Origin of the sequence: Peptococcus niger (genome assembly GCF_900101835.1) — a bacterium.
In the GTDB taxonomy this organism is placed as follows: Bacteria; Bacillota; Peptococcia; order Peptococcales; family Peptococcaceae; genus Peptococcus; species Peptococcus niger.
Map to the genome: position 1 here is coordinate 51,267 of NZ_FNAF01000008.1, position 23,904 is coordinate 75,170.

The window sequence follows — 23,904 nt, forward strand, 5'->3', positions numbered from 1 at the left end:
TTTATCTAAATCGTCAAAATATTTATTGGCATATTCAAAAATTCCCTTATATAATACGCATAAGATAAGTTGTTGTAAACCGTCGGAAAGCGAAAGGAGTTACTAGAGATGTTGAGAACAAAGGGATTATCTAAAAAAGTTTTTGTTATCGGCCTTGATGCAATGGATCCAAAATTGACAAGAAAATATGTTGACATGGGGTTAATGCCTAACGTCAAAAAAATTATTGACCATGGCTCAGCCCGCGAAGATTTGGTTTTATTAGGCAGTATGCCCACCGTTACACCGCCCCAGTGGACTACATTGGCAACAGGTGTTCCGCCGGAAGTTCATGAAATTACCGCGTTCTTTAGCCAAGGTAAAGACCTGGATTTGGTTAATTTAAATTTCGACTCTGGCCTTTGTAAAGCCGAGCAGCTATGGAATGTTACTGCAGAAGCCGGCTTTAAAACTTTGGTTTGGCACTGGCCCGGCAGCGCCTGGCCCCCGTCTTCAGATAGTCCGAATTTACACGTTGTCGATGGTACCTCCCCGGGTTCTGTCAATATGAGTACTGCCCAATTTGAAGAAGAAATGCTCGTCATTGCTGACCCTAAAAACCAACACACCGGCTTCAAACCACATGCCACCTCAACAGCAGAGGTCCCCTGCGTGGTTACCGGTCTGGATGAAGAACCTCAAGACAGTGGCGAAAGCGGCCATATTAGCGATCTATACGGCAACAGTGCTGACGGCTTTCCTACCTATATTGTAGACCCTTTAGTAGACGGTCAAGGCGGCTATATTGATATTCCTGTCAACGCGTCCTTATCCACCCTAAAAGATGTAGATCAGAGTAAATGGACCAATGCTCCTGAAACAGCCAAAGAATTTACTATTTTATTATCAGGTGGTTTAATTCGCCGCCCAGCACTTGTTCTTCAAAATGATGACGGAAAGTATGATAAGATAGCCATCTATAAAAATAAAAAATCCGATGAACCTCTAATTGAAGCTGCACTGGGCGAATATGTTCGCGATTATGTTGATGAAGGCATAAAAAATGATAAGCGCATCTTATGCAATAGAGATTTCCGTGTCCTGGAGATTAAAGAAAACGGTTCTTATGTCAAAATTTGGATGTCTGCAGGCATGCAAATTGATATGGATATGATGTGGTCCCCACAAAGCTTGCATAAAGAAATCCTTGATAATATCGGCTTCCCGCCGCCAACCTCAACCCTTGGGGGCAGCGCAGAACTGATTTCAAAATGCATGCACGCCTGTTGGGAACATACCTTAGATTGGCAAAGCGGTGCACTCAATTATCTGATTGAAAACCATGATTATGATGTTATTTTCTCCCACTTCCATTCTCCTGACTTACAAAAGCATATGTTTATACGGGACATGGTCCACGGACGTCCTGATAAAAACATGTCCCCTGAGGTATATCCCGGATTTATGGAAGACGTCTACACTCAGATTGACCGTTATGTCGCTAAATTTGTGCACCTGCTAGATGAAGGCTGGACATTGATCATTACCTCAGATCACGCACAAGTATGCCCAACACATGGCATTCGCGGCTTAGGTGATAGTGGGGCCAATATCCAATTGATGGAAGAGCTCGGCTATACCACCCTTAAAAAGGACAGCAATGGCAATAAATTGCGCGAAATGGACTGGGATAAAACCCTTGCCGTCGCCAACCGTGAAATGCATATCTACCTTAACTTGAAAGGTCGAACCGATCACGGCATCGTTGACCCCGAAGATCAATATGAACTTGAAGAAAAAATTATTTCTGACCTATACAGCCACAGAGATCCAGTTACCGGAAAAAGAATTATTGCATTTGCCTTCAGAAGAAAGGATGCCCATATGTTGGGATTAGGCATCCCCTATCCCCAAGGCGGAGATATTATCTACTGTATGGCTGAAGGCTATGAGCACGATCACTGCGATAGCATGGCCACCTCAACCGGTGAATGTGATACTTCGGCAGGCCCCATATTTATTGCAGCCGGCGCTGGTATTAAAGAAGGCTTTGTAACAAGCCGTACCATTCATCAAGTTGATGTCGCTCCTACAATCGCTACTTTACTGGGCGTGCGAATGCCCAGAGAATGTGAAGGAGCGCCGGTATATCAAATTCTCACAGAAGAATTTTAAGTAATAACTACCTTCTTTAATCCTCTAGGTATTTATAAAAGGACCTAAATTTGATTTAGGTCCTTTTATTATTTCAAATAGCGCCTTATAAAATTTTTATTCCCCTACCGGCTGGGCCAAGATGGCTTCTGCGCGTTCTTGCAGGCGCTGCATGTGCGCACGTTCGTCAGGGGTCAGTTCATTGGAAGCCAGGAAGTCTTTGATGAGGCCGGCTTCGTATTTCTTTCCGCCGTCTTTGCTGTTGACATAGACGGTGCTTGGCAGGAGGCTGGCTTCGGTGATTTGGGTACCGGTTGCGGTTTTCTTGACTTTAACCCGGAGGAAACAGCCGATTTCTGTGTCAATGGTGCCTAAAAATTCGGCCCGTTGATTGGACATGGCATTGCCCAGGGAGTAGGCAATGAAGCTTTTCCGCCCCTGGTTGTCAACCCATTCTGCCGGGTTGATGACGTGGGGGTGGGAACCGATGACCAGGTCTGCCCCGGCGGCAGCGATCTCGTGGGCGAGGGCAATTTGGGCCTCGGAGGGACGGGTTTGATATTCTATGCCCCAGTGGGGAAAGACGGCGATTAGGTCGGCGCCGGATTTTTTGGCCTTGGCGATGTCCCGACGCACGGCGGCCAGTTCCAAATGGGAGAGGCGGTCCAAGTCTGCATCGGACAGGGCGGCCTCATTGCCGTTGTACATTTCGGCGTAATTCAGGCAGGCAATTTTGATCCCCTTGACCTCTTTTATATAGGGGCTGGGCGGTGCATCCGGCAGGCGCGTCCCGAAATGGTCCATATGATGGCGGTCCATGGCCCGCAAGGTTTTATCGTGAGAACTGATGCCGGCCCCGTCCAAGCAATGGTTGCTGGCGGTGGCGAAGGCATCAAAGCCGGCCTTTTTAAGGGTCGGAATGGCGATTTCAGGGGTATTGAAAACAGGGTAGCCGGCATAGGGCATATCCGGATCGCAAACGGTTTCAAAGGTGATGCTGGCAAAATCGGCGGCCTTCAAATGATCGGCCATACGGGCAAACATGGGTGAAAAATCATAGGGCTGCACGACCGTTTCATACTGGGGTGAATAGGTGATGGGGTGAAATACAATATCACCAGCAAATAAAAGTTCCGCCTGGGCAGGGGCCTGCTTCGTCGCCGGCAGGACGGCTTTGTGCCCATCACCGGCCGGCAGGACAAGGTTTGCCGCAACGACGACGAGCGTTGCCACAATACAAACAAGGACCACCCCCATCAGCATGACCAGCCCTCTCTGTCCGAATGTTTTCATAAGCCCTCCTTGATTTTACCGGTGTCCGCTCTTTTGAAAATCCTTTGTTGATGCTACCTCTTTATATATTCGCTTGTTTATATTTATAGAGTCTATCATAAAATAAGGCGCTCTGCACGTTTTTTACCGCCACGCCTAAAGCCCCACAAAAAAACCGCTCCTTTCGTTAACAAATTTGGTTAACGGAAGGGGCGGTTCATTGATAGGCTTTTATTCAGCCAGGGTTCTTTCCTTGGGGTATCTTGCCTACCTCTAGACACGCCAAGCGCAAATAACAAATTACGAGCACCATAAGTATTATGCCCCGTCATAAGGAAAAAATAATACTACCGCACCCCGATGGTATTTGGGATGCGGCAGCATACTTATTGAGCAATATGTTTTTCTCCACTTATTAAACTATACGTCGTTTTCCGTTTAACATTACCTGTTAATAAAGAGCCTACTAGGGATACCACAAAAATCAGTAAGAACCACAGCGCAATGGTTCTTAATTGAATACCACCATTACAGAAACTGATAATTAGTGGTACCAAAAAAGCATCTACAATCATCACCGCATTCATCGAGCCCATTTCTGATGATACGGTTGTTCGCAGTTGAGGGTCAACAATACGTATAAGAGCAATACCACTAGGGCAAGTCCCCGTTGCACAGCCCCAAATACCCAGCAAGCGCTCAAAATCAAAATGCCCACCGATACGCGCTGAAAAGAACCAGCAAATAGCAAAAGTTACTGCACCAACAACTACGGCTGTGACTATAATTGGAACAAACCATTTCCCTACAACACTAAGTTGCACGGCCATAAAAGCGGAAGTAATCATAAAATCGGTCGTAAAGCCAGTTACTCGCGTCTGAAGACCATCATCAAAATATTGCTTTAAATCAAATTTATTTAGTATATATCTGATGGCATAAGCCACAAGCATCCCAATGAAAAAAGTCATAGAGCCAAAGATTTGAACAAACTGATTAGGAACAGAAACCAATAAATCCCCAATAGGTACAGCAATAATATAACATAGCCCCATCAGCGCAATACAAAAAGCCAAAGAATCAATATTGCCATTATAAGTTGTTATCATGCCAGCTGTTTCAGTTTGTTCTTCGCGTTTAAAAAGGCCTTTTGTGATACTCTGATCTATCTTACTAGGATAGCTAGCCAAGCCTTTTTTTATCCCATAATGTGCCAAGGGAACACCAACACCAAAAGCCATTAGGAATCCCAGGACTGCATAGGTAATGGCTACTTGCTGGGCACCTTCCAACCCATTTTCCTGTACCATTGCTCCAAAGGTCGCCGCCTGCCCTGGGCCATGATCAAACCCGAAGGGAATAAGCATCCCGTATTCTGGCGACATCGCAAAAAAACCGCCCACTAAAAGCAACACTCCATAACCGATAAAAGGTTGTATGGCATATAGCATATTCCAAATGCATCCCATGCCAATAGAGCCTTTAACAGCTTCTTTATTGGCATTAACCCCATCTGCTTTAGGTACATTTGTCAGTCCCATAGAAATAAATGTAAAAATAAAGAAGATCCCAACAATATTATTTAAGGCATCAGAAGAAACTCCCGCTTTGGATAAAATCCCCATATTCATTAAAATGAAGCCAACAATGCCGCCAATAACACTAGCGGGCATTAGGATACTTCCTAAGGGCTTTACCAGCGCCCTTAACAGGACCCCGACTAAAAGCATAATTCCAACCCACGAAAAAGTTGTTACCACATCCATAATAGATTCCCCTTTTTATTCATATATTTAATATGCTATCATAGACTTCAGTACTTGTAAATAAATAAACTTTTTTGCAAAATTTTATTATGAAACCAAAAATTTTTAAAGCAGGTGATCTTATGCAAGCTTTTTATAACGGAAATATTATCACTATGGAAGATGAGCAACCTTTTGCCGAAGTTCTTATTTCCGACAAAGGAAAAATTGTATACGTTGGTGATGCTGAAAAGGCTAAACATTATATTACAAAAAATACTCAATTGATTAATTTAAAAGGCAAAACATTACTTCCAGCCTTTTTGGATGCACATAGCCATATTTCAGATACCGCTATGCTGTTGAAATCTGCTAATTTACAGGAAGCGAACAACTTTCAAGATATCATTGAAATTATACAAACCTTTATAGATAATAACCAGGTAGATGAGCTTCCATTTATCGTTGGCTTAGGTTATGACCATAGTCGTCTTAAAGAAGCAAGACATCCAGATAAATTTTTATTGGACAATGCCTTTCCAGACCTAGCTATAGTTATTGTTCACACCAGCATTCATATGTGTGTAGCCAATAGTAAAATGCTGGAATTTCTTGGTATTGATAAGAATACGCCATCACCCGATGGGGGCGTCATAGGCCGCATTGAAAATAGTCTTGAGCCGAATGGCTATTTAGAAGAAACGGCCTTTAACCCAGTTTATGAATTAATTTGTAAACAGCTCGCTCTTACTGTAGAGGATATCGTTCAAGCGCAATCTATTTATTTGAAGAATGGGATGTTAACCATACAAGAAGGCTCTACTGATGAACCCATTGTCCAGTTATGCCATCAGGCAGCAGAAGAAGGCCGTTTAATTTGTGATATTGTTGCTTACCCGGCTCAAAATTTTGGTCGAGGCATTGGTTCTATTTTTAACACCTATGCTTCCTGTATAAATCACTATGAAAACCATTTTAAATTAGGTGGTTACAAGCTCATTTTAGATGGCTCTCCTCAGGCGCGTTCAGCTTGGTTAAGTGAGCCGTACGAAGGCAGCGATGATTTTTGTAGCTACCCATGGTTAAGCGATGACGAAGTGCAAGCCTACACCGATCTCGCTTACCAAGAAAATCGCCAAATTTTAGCTCACTGCAACGGAGATGCTGCCAGCGAACAATTTATAAATGCTTGTGAAAATTCAGGCAAAAAGTTCCCTCACATGGATGCTCGCCCGGTCATGATTCATTGTCAAACGGTACGAGATGATCAACTGGATCGAATGAAAGAAATTAATATGATAGCCTCTATCTTTATTGATCACGTCTACTACTGGGGAGATACTCATTTGAAAAATTTGGGACCTATACGAGGTCCACACATTAGCCCGGCAAAAACTGCCCTTAATAAAGGGCTATCTGTTAATTTCCACACGGATTGCCCAATCGTTATGCCCAACCTTTTTCAAACCATCTGGACAGCCGTCACGCGCCAAACCAAAGGAGGACTTATTCTTGGCAAAGATGAGCAGATTTCTGTATGGGAGGCTTTAAAAGCATTGACAATCAATGCCGCTTTTGCGTATTTTGAAGAAAGTGAAAAAGGTTCCTTGCGCGCAGGGAAAAAATCAGAGTTTATTGTTGTAAGTGATAATCCTTTAGAAATTGAAACAAATCTATTACCAAGCATTGAAGTTTTGGCTTGTATAAAAAACGAGCAAGTAGTTTATTCTTCAAAAAATAATTCTATCATACTGAAATAACTCTTTCACAAAAATATGCAAAAAAACCGCCCCTTTCGTTAACAAATTTTGGTTAACGAAAGGGGCGGTTCATCGATAGGCTTTTATTCAGCCAGGGTTCTTTCCTTGGGGCTTAAAAGCGGTTGGCAGGCCAGATAGCCCAAGGCCGCTGTGGAAACATTGTGCCACAAGGCGGTGGTGGTCGGTTGTAAAAGACCGGTAGCGCCTAGGATGAGCAAGCCGGTGTTGAAGGTAAATATCCGGTTAAAGTTGCTGTCCACACGGCGCATAAGCCGTATGCTGATTTTGCGCGCCGTCACCAGGGCAAGCAGATCGCTTTGCAGGAGGGTGACATCGGCCACTTCCCGCGCAACGTCTGAAGCATCCCGCAAGGAGACGGATACGTCAGCTTGGGCCAGGGCAGGCGTGTCGTTGACGCCGTCGCCGACCATGATGACTTTTTTGCCTTCATCTTGCAAGGTACGTATTTTTGCGGCTTTATCTTCCGGCAAGACTTCCGCAAAGTAGCGGTCAATGCCAAGTTCCTCGGCAATGCGTTCAGCAATTTGCGGACCATCACCGGTGAGCATGACCACATTTTGGATGCCTGTTTTACGCAGCAGGGCAATCACTTCTTTTGCTTCTTCCCGCGGCGGGTCTTGTATGCAAATAAAGCCGGCCAACTGGTCACCTATGGCCAAATAGACGCAGGAGTAACCGCTGCCTTCTTCACGCAGCAGGGTTTCTGCCGCTTCAGAAAAAACGATGCCCTTATCTTCTTCCAGGAAATGGCGGCTGCCAATGTGGACGGTCTGTCCACGCCATTCAGAAGTAATCCCGTGCGCCACAACATAACTGACGTCAGCATGTTCTTCACGGTGCTGCAGGCCTTCTTCCTCAGCTTGACGCACAATGGCGCGGGCCAAGCTGTGCGGGAAGTGTTCTTCCAGGCAGGCGGCCAGGCGCAAGACTTCGTCGCGATTCATGTCATCCATAAGCGGAATGACTTTTTTCACGCGCGGCGTGGCGCAGGTCAGCGTCCCCGTTTTGTCGAATACAACGGTATCCGCTTCAGCAAGGGCTTCCAGATACTTGCCGCCTTTGACCATGATACGATTTTGGGTGGCTTCACGCATGGCGGAAATAATCGCCAGCGGTGTCGCCAACTTGATGGCACAAGAGTAGTCTACCGTCAAGGCGGAGAGGGCCTTGTGCCCATCGCGGGTCAAAAGCCAAACAATCCCGGCAAATAAGAAGCTGTAGGGTACAATGCGGTCTGCCAAGGCTTCCGCTTTGGCAGCTGTGCCGATTTTTTCATCTTCAGCACGTTCGACCATATTCAGGATGTACTGGATACGGCTTTCTTCAAGCAATTTGCGCACGCGAATCACCAGTTCGCCTTCGGCGATAGCCGTTCCGGCGTATACCGAATCGCCGACTTCTTTAATCACCGGTGCGCTTTCACCGGTCAGGGTCTGTTGATTGACGCCGGCTTCTCCTGCAATGACTTCGCCATCCAGGGGAATCATGGTTCCGGACCGGACAATGATTTCTTCGCCCACTTGAACATCGGAAAGGCTCTTTTGAACTTCAAGGCCCTCTTCCAGGCGCACCCAAACCGTATCCACGTTCATAATCAAGGCGGTGGTCAGGGCGTTTCTGGTCCGTTGACGCGCATACTCTTCAAGAATGTCGGAAATGCTCAGCAGGAACATGATCGAGGAGGCGCTGTGGTAGTGGCCAAATGCGACGGATAAGCCAATCGCTGCGCCATCCAACACATCTACGTCAAAACGACCTTGACTGACGGATTTAAGGCCGCGCCACACATAGCGCAGGGCTGAGTAAACCGTCATGACCTTGTAAACAGGCATGGGCATAAAGCCTTTCAGCAACCGGCCCATAAAGGTCTTGGCCAGCATCCCCTTAAAGGTCAGGCTGATTTTAACGTGTTGATCTTGTTCATGTAAAGGCACCGGCGGATAACTTGCCACGTCAATGGCCTCGATATCCGCCGTAAGTTTTTCATTGTCCCCCATGTGACGCACCAAGATGGAGCCGGTCATATAGTTGACGTCAACGGAAAAAACCGTTGGCATCTGACCGATCACATGGCTTAAAATATAGCTATCGTCTTCACTAATGGCAAAGCGCGGTGCACGCAAGCGCAAATAACCCGGTAGGGCAGATACAACTTGGTAAGTCATGTACGGGCACCATCTTTCTAAGCCTCTTTATTGTCGCGTTTTTCTTCGACTAAGTCTTCTGCTTCTTCTCTCATCATTTCCAGTTGATAAGCGGCGTCTTGCTGAAGCTTCATGGTAGAAGCCACAGATTGAACGGCAAAGTTGCGAACAGGTTTACTGGAGAGCACCTTGCGGCCAATAACACCGGTCACCAAACCGCCGGCAAACAGCACTTTTTTGTGACATAATACATCTTTAAGCATGTGTTTCCCTCCTTTCAAAAAAACAGTAAGGTGATTCAAAATAAGAGATAATCAAGTATTATTCTCTTATTTTTCATTGTACACCCGGGTTAATCAAATATCAAGATGCTGTTGCATTATTGTAAAATATTTATTTCATATTTTAGTAAGCAGTGTCTAATAATATGCGGTTTCGATGCCTACTTCACCCCCTCAAGGCCATCTTAGCCAGACAAACAAATCTTACATAAAAGACCTCTCTTTAACAACCGAGCTGGCTGTCTATTGCCAACATCTATAAGCGCCGGTAACGGCTGTCCCGCAAAAGTTGGGGATTGGCCAAGAGGGCCTCCAGTTTTGCCAAGAAAGCCGGCTTAAGGTCATTGAGCCGGCCGGAAAGATTAAAGTAATTGGACGGATGGCGGCTGGAAAAATAACTGCCCGGCGACTCCAGGGCCGTCAACAAGGCCTGCATCTCTTCCACCGCCTCAAGGGGCGAAAGCAGGGTAAAGCGCCCCGCCTTGACATCCTCGTACAAGGGGGTCCCCGGTTCCACCATGAGGGTCAGGGCCCCGATATAGGCGGGATTCATCTGACTCAAAACCGCCGCCGTCTGCACCGCATGGGCCTGCGAACCTGCCGGCCCGGCCAGGCCCATGATCACCATCACCGAAAGGGCCATTCCCGCTTCTTGGGCCCGCTCTGCGGCCGCCAGCATGTCCGCTGCGGTTTCTCCTTTTCGAATGGCCTTCAACACCGCATCGCTGCCGGATTCCAGGCCCAAATAAAGGAGCGACAGGCCGGCCTGACGCAACTGGGCCAATTCTTCCGGCCTTTTTCGCAAAATGCTGCCGGCCCGGGCATAGGTTGACACCCGCTCCAAGCGGGGAAAGGCTGCCCTGAGAACGGTTAAAATGCGCAGCAATTTATCGGTAGACAGGGCCATCGAATCCCCATCGGCTAAAAAGACCCGCCGCGCCTGGGGACAGGCCGCCGCCCATTCATCAATGGCCTCCTGAACGGCGTCAAAGGGCACCACGGTAAATTGTTTGCCCCGGTACATGGAACAAAAGGTGCATTGGTTATGGGCACAGCCCAAGGTCACCTGAATGATGACGCTATCGGCTTCACTCGGCGGCCGATACAAGGGGTAATCGTAATCCATACACGCCTCCTTAAGGCCAAACGTTGTCTTTATGTCTTCACCTTCACTGTAGCGAAAGAGGAAGACGGCGTCAAGTCTTCCCCACCGCCAAACAAAAACCGGGGATTGGCAAAAATAAGCTTGCATAAAAGCCCTGCATCCCTTATAATACAAGTACAATATAAATGACCGGCGTGCTGGCGGATTATGTGAATGAACACAGTGCACCCGGATAAATCATAGCCGACCGCCTGGGCAACCTAATGAATGGGTTGCTTTTTTTATTGCCCTGCAATATAAAAAGGCAGCCAAGTCTCTTGTTAAGCCGCTTTGCGGCCACATCTGATTTGGAGGTCAAGTATGAAATTACCTGAAAACAAATGGCTTCGCGCCGCCCTTCCTGCCCTGCTCATCCACTGCAGCATCGGTACCGTTTATTGCTGGTCATCCTTTTCCGCTGCACTGGCAGATGCCATTGGGGCCGCTCCGCAAAGGCTGGGCTTTGCCTTCAGCTTGGCCATTTTCTTTCTGGGCATGTCCGCCGCCTTTGCCGGTCCCTTTATTGAACGGAACGTCCACAAGGCCGCCCTGGTCGCCTGCCTCTTTTTTACCACCGGCATGGTGGGCACCGGTTGGTGCATTCGCCATACGGCGCTTTTGGGCCCAAACTTGTCCCTTGCCGGCATCTTTCTTTTTTACGGGGTCATCATGGGCATCGGCCTGGGCATTGGCTATTTGACACCGGTCAAAACCCTCATGCTCTGGTTTCCCCGCAATAAGGGCCTGGGCACCGGCATTTCCATTATGGGCTTCGGCTTGGCCAAAGCCATCGCCAGCCCGGTTATGAACCATCTGCAGGAAAGCATCGGCCTGGCCAATATGTTCTTCGTCCTGGCGACGGTCTACTTTGTCATGATGATGGCCGGCTTCGTCTTGCTCAAAAAACCGGCCGGTTGGGTCGAACCGGTCGGCCGACCTACCTGCAACCGGCTGGCCCTCTTTCGCAATAAAACCTTTCTCGGCATTTGGACGGTCTTTTATTTAAACATCACCTGTGGCCTGGCCCTGATCGCCTACGAAAAACCCCTCCTGCAAACTGCCGGCATGGGCATTATTGCCATTAGTGCCATCCAAGCCCTGACCGCCGGCGCCAATGCCAGCGGCCGCTTGGCCCTTTCAACCATCAGCGACCACCTGCGCGACCGCAACAGCATCTACAAGCTCATTTTTTTCACCGCCCTCCTGGCCTGTGGCTTGTCCTTCAGCGTCAAAGCCGCCCAAGGCGGCATCGCCATCGCCTTGGTCATTCTCCTCATCGTCGTCAACGCCGGCTACGGTGGCGGTTTCAGCACCATGCCCGCCCTCTTGGAAAGCCGGTTCGGCATGGAAAACATCAGCACCATCCATGGCCTGGTCTTATCCGCCTGGGGCATCGCCGGCCTCACCGGCAACCAACTGGCCGCCTTCCTGCTCAAGCAATTTAACAGCTACGAAGCCATCTTCATCTGCCTGGCCGCCCTATACAGCATCGCCTTCATCATTGCCAACTTTGTGATTGCAGGGCAAGGAGAAAGCGCGGGTTTGCAGACCGCCTCCCCTCAAAAAAGTCAAAAACAGACCGCCGTCTAAACACCTTAATCAGCTGACAGCCACCTTTACTTCAGCCCTTAATGATAGCGGCTAATTTCAAGATGAACGCCTCACAAAAAGAGTGCCGGCCCCGGGAAAATATCTTTTCCCCGAGGCCGGCACTCTTTTTCTTATTCAATTGGAGGTAACTTAGGACTTGTAATCATAGCCCAATTTCAAGGCCTTGGTGTTTAAGGCTTCGAATTTTTCCTTACCCTTTCTCTTAAAGGTATCGTTCATCCCATCTGTAGCCTCTTCTAATGAAAAGGCCCCTGTCTCTCTAACGATTACCCCGCTCATGATGATGTTGGCGCCTTTTTTATGTTGAATTTCTTCAGCCAGGCTCATGCAGGGCACCGGAATGGTTTTGACATCTTTTCGGAAGTCATCCGGCACGGTTACCAGATCTGAATTATAGATAACCGTTCCGCCTTCTTTAATATTCTTGCCAAATTTCAGCAACGTTTCGTCATTCATGGCCAATAAAATATCCGCTTCTTCTTTCTCTGTGCAGTAAATCCGGTCCTCCCCAAATTTCACCACACAACTGGCGGTGCCACCTCTCATAGCAGACCCGTATTCAGGGCTCCAGGTCGCATTCATTCCTTTATAAATGGCCATTTCCGCTATCATTGTGCCTGCCGTTAGAACACCTTGCCCCCCGGTTCCACCTAAAATAATTTCTTTCATGTTATTTTTACGCTCCCTTATTTTATGAACTGGTCACAAACCTTGTTGAGATCATTTTTTAAATTCTCCCGTTGGAAATACCGGTTTAATATTTTTTTCAATATGCTCCATCGCCTCCATGGCTTCCATCCGCCAGTTTGTCGGGCAAGGCGAAAGCACCTCTACAAAAGAATAGCCCTTACCGGATAATTGCGTTTCAATAGCTGTCTTAATGTATTTTTTAGTCGTGCGAATATCCTTGACCGTATTAACACTGCCTCGAGCGACATAAACCGGGTTAAAATTATCGGCAATCATTTCAGGGAACTTAATCGGATAACCTGAAACGTCACAATCTCTCCCCGCAACCGTGGTCGAGGTTTTCTGACCCGGTAAAGTCGTATTGCTCATCTGACCCCCGGTCATGCCATAGTTCGTATTGTTAATTACAATGGTAGTAAAGTGTTCATTTCGATAAGCAGCGCTGGTGCTTTCCCCAATGCCGATGGAGTAAGCATCCCCGTCACCTTGGTAGGAAATAATAATGTTGTCCGGATTAACGCGTTTCATCCCGGTACAAACCGCACCCGCCCGTCCATGAGGGCAATGCTGACGGTCTGTATTTAAACCACCACCAAGCAAGCTGGAGCAACCCACCCCAATACCAAAAATGATATTCTTATCTTGGCCCAATTCTTCCAAGGCTTCGGCAATGAGTCGAATAACGATACCGTGACCGCAACCTGGGCAAAAGCCCATGGGTTTGTTTACAATAAAAGGAAATTTTCTAGCAATGGCCATATTAATACACCTCTTTTAATTCACCATTAACGACTTTTTGGTAGTCATTAATAATCTCTTTAACTGATGGGACACCCCAAATATGAGGGTTTGTATAAACCGGTATATTCCCGCGTCCTTGAGCTTTAAGCGTCAGCGCCACATCATCAACCAATTGTCCTGTCGCATTCGTTTCGACAGTAATAAGGCCCTTGACCTTGTCGGAAATATTTTGGAAAGCCTTGACCGGGAAGGGCCAGACCGTAATCGGGCGAATAAACCCTACCTTCACACCCTCTTCGCGTAGCTTTTCAACAGCACCTATTGTACTGCGTCCCGGCAAGCCATAAGACACAAACACATACTCAGCGTCTTCTAAATGCCCTTCTTCCCAGCGTTGTTCCTTTTCTTTTACCTCTGCATACTTGTCAACCATTAATTCTTTAGCTTCTTGAACGCTATCGCGATCAAAAATCCCGATGCGCGGGTGCGAATAATGCCCATCCATACCCCATTCATATCTGTGAGGTTCACGGAATTCCGGCAGGGTACAATCTTCCATTAAATGCGATAAAGCTGCCTCGGTCATTAAAATGCACACCATCCGATATTTTTCGGCCAAGTCAAAGCCCAATTCGACAAGGTCAACAGCCTCTTGCACACTGGACGGGCACAAAACCAACTGTCTGTAGTCACCATTGCCCCCACCACGGGTATCACGTAAATAGTCACATTGAGCAGAAACCAAGGTACCGATTCCGTTCCCGTATCTTACTGAGTTGACAATTAAAGCCGGCAGTTGCTCGTCAGCCAGGACTGAAATCCCTTCTTGTTTAAGGCTCAGCCCCGGGCCGGAAGAAGCCGTAATGGCGCGCACCCCACATGTGGCAGCGCCGACTACCATATGAATACTTGCAATTTCAGATTCTGCCTGAACAAAAGTTCCGCCTACTTCAGGCAGCCGCCAAGAAAGGTATTCCAGGATTTCCGTTGTTGGTGTAATTGGATAACCAGCAAACATTCTTGCCCCTACTCGTACAGCTGCTTCTGCGATTGCTTCATTTCCCTGCATAAATTGTTTCATCGTAATCCCTCACTTCTCTCCTAAAACTTCGTACACGCCGTCAGGGCAAACGGTATAACACGTGCCACAAGCAATACAATTGCTATCATCAATGACGGTGTAATGATATCCTGCTTTGTTGATTTCAGGTGAAAATGAAATACATTTTTTCGGGCAATTTCCAACGCACAAACCACATTGTTTGCACCGACTTGGATTGGTAAGAACTTTTTTCTCATTTGCGTTACTCATTTTTTCTTCTCCTTTTTGCTTTTTTATAAAGTTTTTAGCGTCTCACCCTTATGTGTTATTTTGGACTTGAACTTGAGGCTCAATGTGGCAATCACGATCCCCACTGCGAGGACGGCAGCCTGGAAGATAAACATTCTGTCATATCCGGCATTGCCGTAGGTGTCAAGCCAGTGTCCAAACAGTAAAAACTGAAAAATATCCGGTAAAAAACCCATTGCAGCGCCGACACCTACTGTTGTCGCTGCATATTTTCTGGATACCTTGAGTTCTGAGGCCACTGCATAATAACCCCCCCGCCCCATGTAGACAAAGAAAGCAATAAACAGGGTCATGAGGACAACTAAAACGGTTGGTGTCTCAGCAGGAATCATACGGAAGCACAGGATACTCGTTAAGCCGACAATGTACACCAATAGCAACACTTTAATAGGCGATTGAATCCGATCCGCAATCATACCACCGAAGGGAGCCCCCAGGAGCCTCATCACTTGGTCGCGCAACAAGGTGATAAAACCGGCAGAAGTGACTGCCAGGCCTAAAACAGCTGAAAAATAGGGGGTAAAATACGTTGTCGTCACCTGGAAAGAGTAGACACAGAAGATTCCTGTTGCAAGGATCCACGTTGCCGGAGACTTAGTCATATTGCCGCCCCTTTTCTCTAGTGTTGGGCAATTAATTCTCTAATCAACCGCCCTAAAATTTGAACGCCTTCAGAGATTTTATCCTCTTCCATGGCAGAAAAATTAAGCCTCATGGTATTCGTTTTACTTTCATCCGGGTAGAAAGACTGACCGGGCACATAGGCGACTTTTCGTTCAACGGACTGGTTAAGCAGCTCCTTGGTATCGATGTACTCCGGCAATTCAACCCACACAAACATGCCGCCTTCCGGCCTAATATAATGAACCTCCGGGGGAAATTCTTCTTGAATCGCCTTTAACATCGCGTCACGTCTTTTTTTGTAAACCGCTTTAATCTTATCTAAATGTTCATCAAGATCATTGTGGGTCAAAAAATCCGTAACAATCATTTGCGTCAACTCAACAGATTGCAAGTCAGCGCCATACTTAAGCATTTCCAGTTTATTAATGAGGTCCGAAGAGGCAGCCATCCAGCCCACGCGTAAGCCCGGCGATAAAATCTTAGAAAAAGAGCCTAAGTGGATGACTTGCCCTTTCGTATCTAGAGACATGAAGGAGGGCACCCGCTCTCCCTCATACCTCAGCTCTCCATAAGCATTGTCTTCTATAATGGGCAAATCGTATTTATAGGCAATGTCAAGGAGACCCTGTCTTCTTTCTTTTGTCCAGGTTTTGCCTGTCGGGTTTTGAAAGTTTGGCACAAGATAAATGGCTTTAACTTTTTTGTTTGACTTTAAGTATTTTTCTAATGCCTCTAGATCCATCCCTTCATCATTACCATCAATCCCCGCATAATTCACTTCATGCGGTTTAAAGGCAGATAGCGCACCTAGATAGCTGGGATTTTCAGTGACAATAAGGTCGCCCGGATCACAAAATAACTGGGCAGCTAATGAGAGCCCTTGTTGGGACCCTGTCGTAACCATGATTTGATCTTTTGTACAGCTAACGCCTTCTCGCACCATCAGTTTGGCTATTTGTTCGCGCAATTCCAAGCGGCCTAAGGTCATGCCGTAGGATAGGGCAAGGCCCGGTTCCTGCTTAAGAATGCGATCCGTACTTGCAGCTATGGCTTCAGTAGGATACAGCTTGGGATCCGGTGCACCACTGGCCATAGAAATCGTACCGGGGTTGGCCGCAATGATCTTCATTACATTTCGAATATCTGAAGGTTCCAACTCACTGATACGAGATGCCAGTTTCATAATTGCCTCCATTTCTTTAACACGCTCTTTATTGATTACTCCTACGCCAAATTTTTAATGCTTCCGCTTCTTTAATTAAGTCTTCGCGAAAATCAGGATGTGCAATATTGATAAGTGCTTCAGCACGTTCCCAGGTTGATCGTCCCTTTAATTGGGCTACCCCATATTCGGTAACGACATAGTTGGTTACCGTCCTTGGCGTTGTCACAATCGTATGTTTGGCAAAGGCCGGGGTGATCCGGCTTACCTGGGTGCCGTCTTTTTTAGTAAAAGTTGAGGTCAAACAGATGAATCCCTTTCCCCCCTTTGATCTATAAGAACCCAACAGAAAATCCAATTGCCCGCCGGTACCTGAAATCTGCCGCGGGCCAATACTCTCGCTCGCCACTTGACCATATAAATCCACTTCTAAAGCACCATTGATGGCCATAAAATTATCATGAGCGGCGATCACAAAGGGATCATTGGTGTAGTCCACAGAGAAGGCAGCACAGGAAGTATTCTCCGTTACAAATTCATAGCACTCTTTCATACCAGTGGCAAAAGAAAATACATGCTTACCGGGATTAAGATTTTTACGGCGTCCTGTGACACGCCCACTGGCAATCATCTCTACCATGGAATCGGTGAACATTTCTGTGTGGATGCCCAAGTCTTTTAAATCTGACTTTGAAATCAAGCTGCCAATCGCATTGGGAATACCACCTATGCCAAGCTGGATCGTCGCGCCATCACAAATTTCTTTGACAACATATTCGGCAATTTTCATTTCCTTATCCGAAGCCTTTGAGGGAGGTATCACAGCTAATGGATTATTTGCCTCAACAATCGCATCTACCTCACTGATGTGAACCGTCTCATTATATCCCCCATAGCAACGCGGCATTAGGTCGTTCACTTCAAGGATGACATAATCCGCATTTTCTATCATCGCTCTATGATGGGAGACCTGGGGGCCCATATTAAAGTTGCCGTCTTTGTCCATTGGCGCAACCGGCAACATCGCTACATTAGATTTGTATTCTTTATGGTAATATGCCGGTAATTCATGATATAGCATCGGAATATAATAACAGGACCCTTCTGCAGCCAACTTTCTTTCTACTGCGCTAAAATGAAAACTCTGATAGGTAAAGGTTTCACCTTTTGGGTCCACTTCCACGACCGCAGGCAATAGCGGATCGTAGTCTGTCCTGACCTTTACATCTTTCAATTCATTTTTTCGGTTAGCCAAAGCCCTGTCTAAAGCGATGGTCGGCCCTGCAAAAGAACCGTACTCCACCCAGTCGCCATCCTTAACAATTTGGACAGCCTCTTCAGGCGTCGTTAATTTAGACCTGTATTCTTCCGTAAAGTTCATAAGACCTCCTTTAAAGCTCCTCTTAAAAATAGAACGGCGTTCTACTATTAGGCTATTAACTATTAATAGGTCTAGCTTGATAAACCTATTAATAGTTAAAACTTAGCGCTTGCTGTGATATTTTTTTTGCGCTTGCTTGCAAGTATCTCAATTTTTTATCCAACTCGTCAGATCCCAGCATACGGTCTCTCGGACCAGAAATTGAAATGGCCGCACCGACCTCTCCAGAGCTGTTAAAAATGGGCGCCGCTATGCAAAATAAGCCGATTTCTCGTTCTTCATTATCAATAGCGTATCCCTGTTGACGCACGCGTTCCAACTCTAACATCAAATCATCATAATTATCAATCGTGTTCTTTGTATATATTTGGTATTTTTTATTTCTTAAATAATCGTCATCAAGTTGACCATTCCATGCCAGTAAACATTTGCCAACCCCTGATACATGGGCGTCCATGCTGCTGCCAAGACTGGGGGTTATGGAGAGAACATTGTTGGAATTTTGGGACTTATATACGATGATACTCTGGTAGCCATTTCTCTGGTCGAAGTGCAAGACAGAAACATTAATCACTTCACCCACCTGGGCATGTAACTCATCTGCAATTGGGCCGACAACATCCCCTAAGGAATAGCGTTCTGACACCTTTAAGCCTATGGTATAAAATATCGCTCCAAGCCAATATTTTCCTGTAGAAGGGTTCTGCCTGACAAAATCTTTTTCTTGTAATGTAATAAGCGTCCGGTGCACAGTACTTTTATACACATTTAATTCTTTTGCAATTTCCGTAACGCCCATTTCTTTACCATTGCCATACAACAGCAATATCAGTTCAAGCCCACGATCCAAAGAAGTAATGATTGATGACATTCTACCACCTCTTATTTATAACGGTTTTTCTATTATACCATAGTATTTATTTGCCGCCCATAAATAATTCCGAAGAGTAGAATGTTTGGAGCACCTATTACTTATGGATTTTTAAGTTAATATCTTGATATTTAACAAATTTTGTTTTGTGCCTAATCTTATAGGTCAAAAACAAAAGTAAAAATACCGGGATGCTGATGTAAGACACAATCATACCAGTCCAATCAATAACCGAGGCACTCAATTCAGTAAAACCTTGTCCAACAATAACGAGGCCGCAAAGCAGCATGCCCAATGTAGGACCAAAAGGGAAAAAGGAACTCTTAAAGGGCAATATCTCCAAATCTATATTTTGATGCAAAAAAGCTTTCCTAAAACGATAGTGACTTGCCGCAATCCCAAACCATGCCATAAAGCTGGTTAAGCCTGCACCATTGATAAGCCAAATGTACACCCGCCCGGTCCCTGATGGAGAGGTTAAAAAAGCCAACATCCCAACTGCAGCTGTAAATAAAACAGCAAAGACCGGAACGCCTCGTCTATTAAGCTTCAAAAACAATTTAGGCGCTTTACCTTCTTTCGCCATTGCAAAGAGCATTCTGGAGCCGGCATATAGGCCTGTGTTGCCACAGGATAAAACCGCCGTGAGAATAACAGCATTCATGACAGAGGCTGCCAATGCCATCCCAGTTCTTTTGAAAACCAAGGTGAAAGGACTCGTGCCAACAGAACTGATCCCGTTTTGCAGCAAATCCGGATCCGTATAAGGCGTTATAAAACTAATGACGACAATTGTACCGATATAGAAAATCATTATTCTCCAAAAGACGGTACTGACCGCTTTCGGGATATCTTTTTTGGGATTATCAGATTCTCCAGCCGCTACACCAATGACCTCTGTCCCCATAAATGAATAGCCGGCAATCAAAAACACCCCAAAAAATGCAGTCGGGCCACCCACAAAAGGAGCATCACCAATGGTCCAATTATGGAAGCCCATTGGCTTGCCTCCTATGATGCCGGTTATAATCAATGTCCCTAAAATCAAAAAGATTACAATTGTAATGACTTTAATGCTCGCAAACCAAAACTCTGACTCGCCATAAGCTTTGGCCGACAAAAGATTCAAGCCAACTAAAATGGTTAAAAAGAGACCACTCCATAAAAGCGAAGATGAATCCGGCAACCAAAATTTAATTAACATTGCTGCCGCCACGAGTTCTGATGCAAGTGTAATAGACCAATTAATCCAGTAGTTCCAACCCAAAGCGAATCCAACAGCTGGGTCTATGAATTTTGATGCATAGGTTTCAAACGCACCGGAGACAGGCATAAATGTGGACATTTCTCCAAGGCTCATCATGAGAAAATAGACCATAATCCCTATTACAGCATATGCCAGCAGCGTGCCCCCCGGCCCCGCAGTAGACAGTGACCCGCCTAAGGCTACGAAAATACCTGTCCCAATCGTGCCACCTAAAGCAATCATATGAATATGACGTCCTTTAAGCCCACGTTGAAGATTGTCAAATGTTATATTTGCTTTTTCGCCCATGGCAAACACCTTTTTTCAGTATTTAAATTTATAGCCCGGTTTTAATCAACCACAACTCCAGGATTTAAAATATGATTGGGGTCAAAGGCTTTTTTGATATTTTTCATAATATCTATTACTTCTCTCGGATACTGCATGTCCAAATAAGCCTTTCTTGTCTTACCTGTACCATGTTCTGCCGTAACCGTACCACCATATTTTAAGGCTGCCGTGTAAATATCTCTTCGCATTTCATCCGCCCAGTCTGGCGTACTCCCATCCTCTGACCGCAAAATAAAGTTATGAAAATTCCCGTCAGCGACGTGACCAACTCGTGGAGAAGTTGTAGCAAACTTATCTGCAATCTCATCAATATCTTTTAAGAAATCATTGATATGACAGACGGGGACAGCAGCATCTAAAGAATCCACAAAAATCGGTTTGAACACTTCATAAATAGCAGAGCGCACATCCAAAATATTTTTTTGATCCTTTTTGCTCTCAGCAATAACGCAATCTAATCCACCGTTTTCTCGTGCAATTTCATCAATTTTTTCAGCCATTTCATAAAGCTCATCTTCAGCTCTACTTTCAAGCATATAAATAATGTCCACTTTACCGTCATCGTTCATAGGCCAGTTTCCACTAATTTGTTCCGCTGTTTTTACAGCAATATCGCGATCCATATATTCCACTGCTAACGGCACAATTCCAGAAATTTGCGTAGCGACTACACTATTCACAGCATCTTCCGCATTATTAAATGAAGCTACCATGGCACCGGTGTATTCCATTCTGGGGTGTAACTTAAAAATGACCTCTAAAACAATGCAGAGGATACCCTCAGAGCCAACAATTAAATGCATCAAATCAAGCCCCATGTTGTTTTTGAGCAGCTTCCCACCAAGTTTTACGATTTGACCAGACGGCAGAGCAACGGTTAAACCTTTTACATAATTGCGCATAATCCCATGCTTGACCGCCCTCACGCCGCCAGCATTTTCAACTGCAATGCCGCCTAAATGCGCCCCCTCGTCGCCCGGGTGGCATGGAAAGTAGAGTTCATGCGCTTCTTTATCGAGATATTCATTAAGCTGGAACAAGCTCACACCTGCTTGCGCAGTAACCATCATGCCAACCTTATCTACCTCTAGAATTTTATTAAACTTTTCCATGCTTAGAATAACACTGGGTTTTGTCGGTATCGCAGCACCACAAGCACCAGTGCCGCCGCCTCTTACCAGCACCGAAAACCCTAATTCATTAGCTGCTTGTAGGATTTTAGAAACCTCTTCATATGTGGACGGTCTTACAACCACACAATTCTTATCCGCTTCAGGGCGTACCAGTTCTTCCGTCTCATCATAAAGATATCTCTCAATATCATCTGTCAGCACAGATTTCTCACCAGATATCTCAACCAAGCGGTCAATAATTTTGTCGTCAATTCTTTGATTCATCATAATTTATACTCCTTTTTTTGCACATTCTTCATCCATTAACTAAGCCTTTTTTCCTCTTATAAATCCAAATCATAATAGAGTTAACCACCCCAAGAGCCATAACGGCTATAGCAAAAGTGAAGATTTTGTTAAAACCATCATTACCATACTTATCAAGCCAATAACCATACAAGACAAAAATAAACAAATCGGGCATATACCCAATCGCACATACCAGCCCAGATGTTGAGCCAGCGTACTTACGGGGAATTTTGAGTTCTGTAGGAACCGCAAACATGGAGCCACGTGCCATATAAGTGAAAATTGCTGTAATAATGGTCATGGCTATAAGAATGTTAGCGTTTATTCCTTTAGGCATAAACATAAATGAACCAACACATAAAATAGCCCCCATTAAAGAAATACCAATGACCAATGATAGTGAATTAATTTTATCGCCCAGCCAACCACCAAATGGGGCACCGATGAAACGCGTCCCATATGTCCGGATGATTGCAAGCCCTCCAGTAAACACCACCGATACCCCCAAAACATTGCTAAAGTAGGGTGTGTAATAGGACAGCGTGCAGTACATTGTGTAGGTGGAAAAAACGGCAATACCGCTCATCCAGGTTCTCGGACTTGTGAAGATATAAATCCAGTCCTTAAAGGTCATTTTGTCAGCGGGTTCAGAAATATCTCCTTTTTTATTTTCGACAAAATCTTCTTTGGGAGATGGTATCAAAAAATAAAGAACAATTAATGTTAGAACGCCAATAATCGCATAGCAAATTATAGCCGCCCTTAAGCCATTTATACCAAGCTTATCTGTCGCAAATTTTGTAAAAAAATACAAGGCTAAAAAATTGACAATAACATTACCAAGCCCGCAAAAAGCTTCAACCAAACCAAAAATTGTACCTTGCTGTTTTTCGCTACCAACTAATCTGCTTAATTTAATATGCGCAGGGAAATACAAAAAAAGTCCGGCAATGGCAAATCCAGCCCACGCTATAAGCGCAAATCGATAGGTCATGTGAATTGCAAAAATTAAATTTAAAATACATATGGACCCAATACCAATCATATAAATGGTTTTTGCATTAAATCTATCACTAAGCACGCCACCAACGGCTGCTAACAGATTGCCAATGCCAAAAATCGTTATCAAATATCCCAATTGTTGTTGAGTACATCCAAGAGCCGCAACCAAAGAGTCGTAAAACACATACTGAATAAAAGGCGTCGCATATACAACCGTGTAGCCAAGACCTAGAAAAAACAGGGTTATTATTTGCCTCGGGCTTAAACGTTCCCTCGTCTTTCTTTGCTCCATCTTTATCTCCTCCCATACTGTCCATCATAATAGAACGCCGTTCTTTTTTTAGCATTATAACAGCTCAATTCCAACCTGTCAACAATCTGTTTGATTTTATTGAAAATTCTTGCCGATAATTTTCTATTTTTATATAACAGAAGGACTTTTGACCGAAAATAAGTCTAGCCAGGGCAACAAAAAAACGCCAGGACAAATGTCCTGACGTTTTCTTATGTACCCGGCAATGACCGCTTGGGAGTGGTCTATACATTAGCGCCTTATGGGCCTGTGTCCGCCATACCCCTGACGGCAGGGACTTCTACCCAAAAATAGGCACAGACAAGCACGTAAAAATAGAAGCCTCCCTATTCAGGAAGGCTTCTATTATTTATGTACCCGGCAATGACCTATTTTCACAGGAAAAGTCTACCTGCTATCGTCGGCGCTGAAAGGCTTAACTTCTGTGTTCGAGATGGGTACAGGTGGGGCCCTTTCGCTTCTATCACCGGTGCTGAGATTTCTCTCAAAACTATACAGCAACGTCTACTACTCAATTGTCTATTTCATCTTAACTTCTTCGGTTAAGTCTTCGACCTATTAGTATCGGTCCGCTCAAAAGATTGCTCTTCTTACACGCCCGACCTATCTACCAGTTCGTCTCTCTGGGGTCTTATCTAGT

The 23,904-nt window shown here is 45.4% G+C and carries 19 protein-coding genes, 2 rRNA genes and 1 riboswitch; of the genes, 3 read left to right on the forward strand and 18 right to left on the reverse strand.

Features of this window, described 5'->3' with window-relative positions; genetic code table 11:
* Window positions 1–108: 108 nt before the first annotated feature.
* Complete coding sequence (locus tag BLQ16_RS06915) at window positions 109–2,154, forward strand: alkaline phosphatase family protein (RefSeq protein ID WP_091792013.1); 2,046 nt, start codon at window positions 109–111, stop codon at window positions 2,152–2,154.
* Window positions 2,155–2,250: 96 nt separating this feature from the next.
* On the opposite strand, the gene BLQ16_RS06920 is transcribed toward BLQ16_RS06915, so the two are convergent.
* Window positions 2,251–3,426 (reverse strand): CapA family protein, encoded by a 1,176-nt coding sequence (locus tag BLQ16_RS06920; protein ID WP_091792014.1) that lies wholly within the window; start codon window positions 3,424–3,426, stop codon window positions 2,251–2,253.
* A 365-nt stretch (window positions 3,427–3,791) separates the two neighbouring features.
* Window positions 3,792–5,171 carry a sodium/glutamate symporter family protein gene (locus BLQ16_RS06925; RefSeq protein WP_091792015.1) on the reverse strand — a complete coding sequence of 460 codons (1,380 nt, stop codon included), beginning with the start codon at window positions 5,169–5,171 and terminating at the stop codon, window positions 3,792–3,794.
* Between the two features lie 122 nt (window positions 5,172–5,293).
* On the opposite strand from BLQ16_RS06925, the gene BLQ16_RS06930 reads away from it, so the two are divergent.
* Window positions 5,294–6,910, forward strand: coding sequence for an amidohydrolase (locus BLQ16_RS06930; protein WP_159428025.1), 1,617 nt, complete (start codon window positions 5,294–5,296; stop codon window positions 6,908–6,910).
* An 83-nt stretch (window positions 6,911–6,993) separates the two neighbouring features.
* Here the strand turns inward: BLQ16_RS06930 and BLQ16_RS06935 are convergent, their stop codons facing one another.
* The 3 genes from BLQ16_RS06935 to BLQ16_RS06945 form a co-directional block, all read right to left on the reverse strand.
* Window positions 6,994–9,096 carry a heavy metal translocating P-type ATPase gene (locus tag BLQ16_RS06935; protein WP_091792017.1) on the reverse strand — a complete coding sequence of 701 codons (2,103 nt, stop codon included), beginning with the start codon at window positions 9,094–9,096 and terminating at the stop codon, window positions 6,994–6,996.
* A 17-nt stretch (window positions 9,097–9,113) separates the two neighbouring features.
* Window positions 9,114–9,338: a hypothetical protein gene (locus BLQ16_RS06940; protein WP_091792018.1), complete on the reverse strand. Its 225-nt coding sequence runs from the start codon at window positions 9,336–9,338 to the stop codon at window positions 9,114–9,116.
* A 274-nt stretch (window positions 9,339–9,612) separates the two neighbouring features.
* Window positions 9,613–10,482 carry a B12-binding domain-containing radical SAM protein gene (locus BLQ16_RS06945; RefSeq protein ID WP_159428026.1) on the reverse strand — a complete coding sequence of 290 codons (870 nt, stop codon included), beginning with the start codon at window positions 10,480–10,482 and terminating at the stop codon, window positions 9,613–9,615.
* 162 nt (window positions 10,483–10,644) lie between these two features.
* Window positions 10,645–10,725, forward strand: a riboswitch (ZMP/ZTP riboswitch).
* A gap of 96 nt (window positions 10,726–10,821) precedes the next feature.
* On the opposite strand from BLQ16_RS06945, the gene BLQ16_RS06950 reads away from it, so the two are divergent.
* On the forward strand, window positions 10,822–12,090 hold the full coding sequence (locus BLQ16_RS06950; RefSeq protein WP_091792020.1) for an MFS transporter: 1,269 nt from the start codon (window positions 10,822–10,824) through the stop codon (window positions 12,088–12,090).
* A gap of 150 nt (window positions 12,091–12,240) precedes the next feature.
* On the opposite strand, the gene BLQ16_RS06955 is transcribed toward BLQ16_RS06950, so the two are convergent.
* The 13 genes from BLQ16_RS06955 to BLQ16_RS09725 form a co-directional block, all read right to left on the reverse strand.
* Window positions 12,241–12,780 carry a 2-oxoacid:acceptor oxidoreductase family protein gene (locus BLQ16_RS06955; RefSeq protein ID WP_091792021.1) on the reverse strand — a complete coding sequence of 180 codons (540 nt, stop codon included), beginning with the start codon at window positions 12,778–12,780 and terminating at the stop codon, window positions 12,241–12,243.
* Window positions 12,781–12,831: 51 nt separating this feature from the next.
* Window positions 12,832–13,560: a thiamine pyrophosphate-dependent enzyme gene (locus BLQ16_RS06960; protein WP_091792022.1), complete on the reverse strand. Its 729-nt coding sequence runs from the start codon at window positions 13,558–13,560 to the stop codon at window positions 12,832–12,834.
* A gap of 1 nt (window position 13,561) precedes the next feature.
* Entirely contained in the window at window positions 13,562–14,623 is a 1,062-nt protein-coding gene (locus BLQ16_RS06965; RefSeq protein WP_091792023.1) for a 3-methyl-2-oxobutanoate dehydrogenase subunit VorB, read from the reverse strand.
* Window positions 14,624–14,632: 9 nt separating this feature from the next.
* Window positions 14,633–14,854 (reverse strand): 4Fe-4S dicluster domain-containing protein, encoded by a 222-nt coding sequence (locus BLQ16_RS06970; RefSeq protein ID WP_091792024.1) that lies wholly within the window; start codon window positions 14,852–14,854, stop codon window positions 14,633–14,635.
* Window positions 14,855–14,877: 23 nt separating this feature from the next.
* Window positions 14,878–15,495, reverse strand: coding sequence for an MFS transporter (locus BLQ16_RS06975; protein WP_091792025.1), 618 nt, complete (start codon window positions 15,493–15,495; stop codon window positions 14,878–14,880).
* 17 nt (window positions 15,496–15,512) lie between these two features.
* Complete coding sequence (locus BLQ16_RS06980; protein WP_159428027.1) at window positions 15,513–16,700, reverse strand: aminotransferase-like domain-containing protein; 1,188 nt, start codon at window positions 16,698–16,700, stop codon at window positions 15,513–15,515.
* Window positions 16,701–16,728: 28 nt separating this feature from the next.
* On the reverse strand, window positions 16,729–18,060 hold the full coding sequence (locus tag BLQ16_RS06985) for an acetyl-CoA hydrolase/transferase family protein (protein WP_091792027.1): 1,332 nt from the start codon (window positions 18,058–18,060) through the stop codon (window positions 16,729–16,731).
* Window positions 18,061–18,148: 88 nt separating this feature from the next.
* Entirely contained in the window at window positions 18,149–18,931 is a 783-nt protein-coding gene (locus tag BLQ16_RS06990; RefSeq protein ID WP_091792028.1) for an IclR family transcriptional regulator, read from the reverse strand.
* Window positions 18,932–19,028: 97 nt separating this feature from the next.
* Window positions 19,029–20,486, reverse strand: a complete 1,458-nt coding sequence (locus BLQ16_RS06995; protein WP_091792029.1) for an amino acid permease — start codon at window positions 20,484–20,486, stop codon at window positions 19,029–19,031.
* Between the two features lie 41 nt (window positions 20,487–20,527).
* Window positions 20,528–21,928: an FAD-binding oxidoreductase gene (locus tag BLQ16_RS07000; protein ID WP_242868971.1), complete on the reverse strand. Its 1,401-nt coding sequence runs from the start codon at window positions 21,926–21,928 to the stop codon at window positions 20,528–20,530.
* 28 nt (window positions 21,929–21,956) lie between these two features.
* Window positions 21,957–23,243 carry an MFS transporter gene (locus BLQ16_RS07005; protein ID WP_091792030.1) on the reverse strand — a complete coding sequence of 429 codons (1,287 nt, stop codon included), beginning with the start codon at window positions 23,241–23,243 and terminating at the stop codon, window positions 21,957–21,959.
* Between the two features lie 376 nt (window positions 23,244–23,619).
* Window positions 23,620–23,735 (reverse strand): 5S ribosomal RNA (gene rrf, locus BLQ16_RS07010).
* Window positions 23,736–23,802: 67 nt separating this feature from the next.
* Window positions 23,803–23,904 (reverse strand): 23S ribosomal RNA (locus BLQ16_RS09725); the annotation flags it as partial.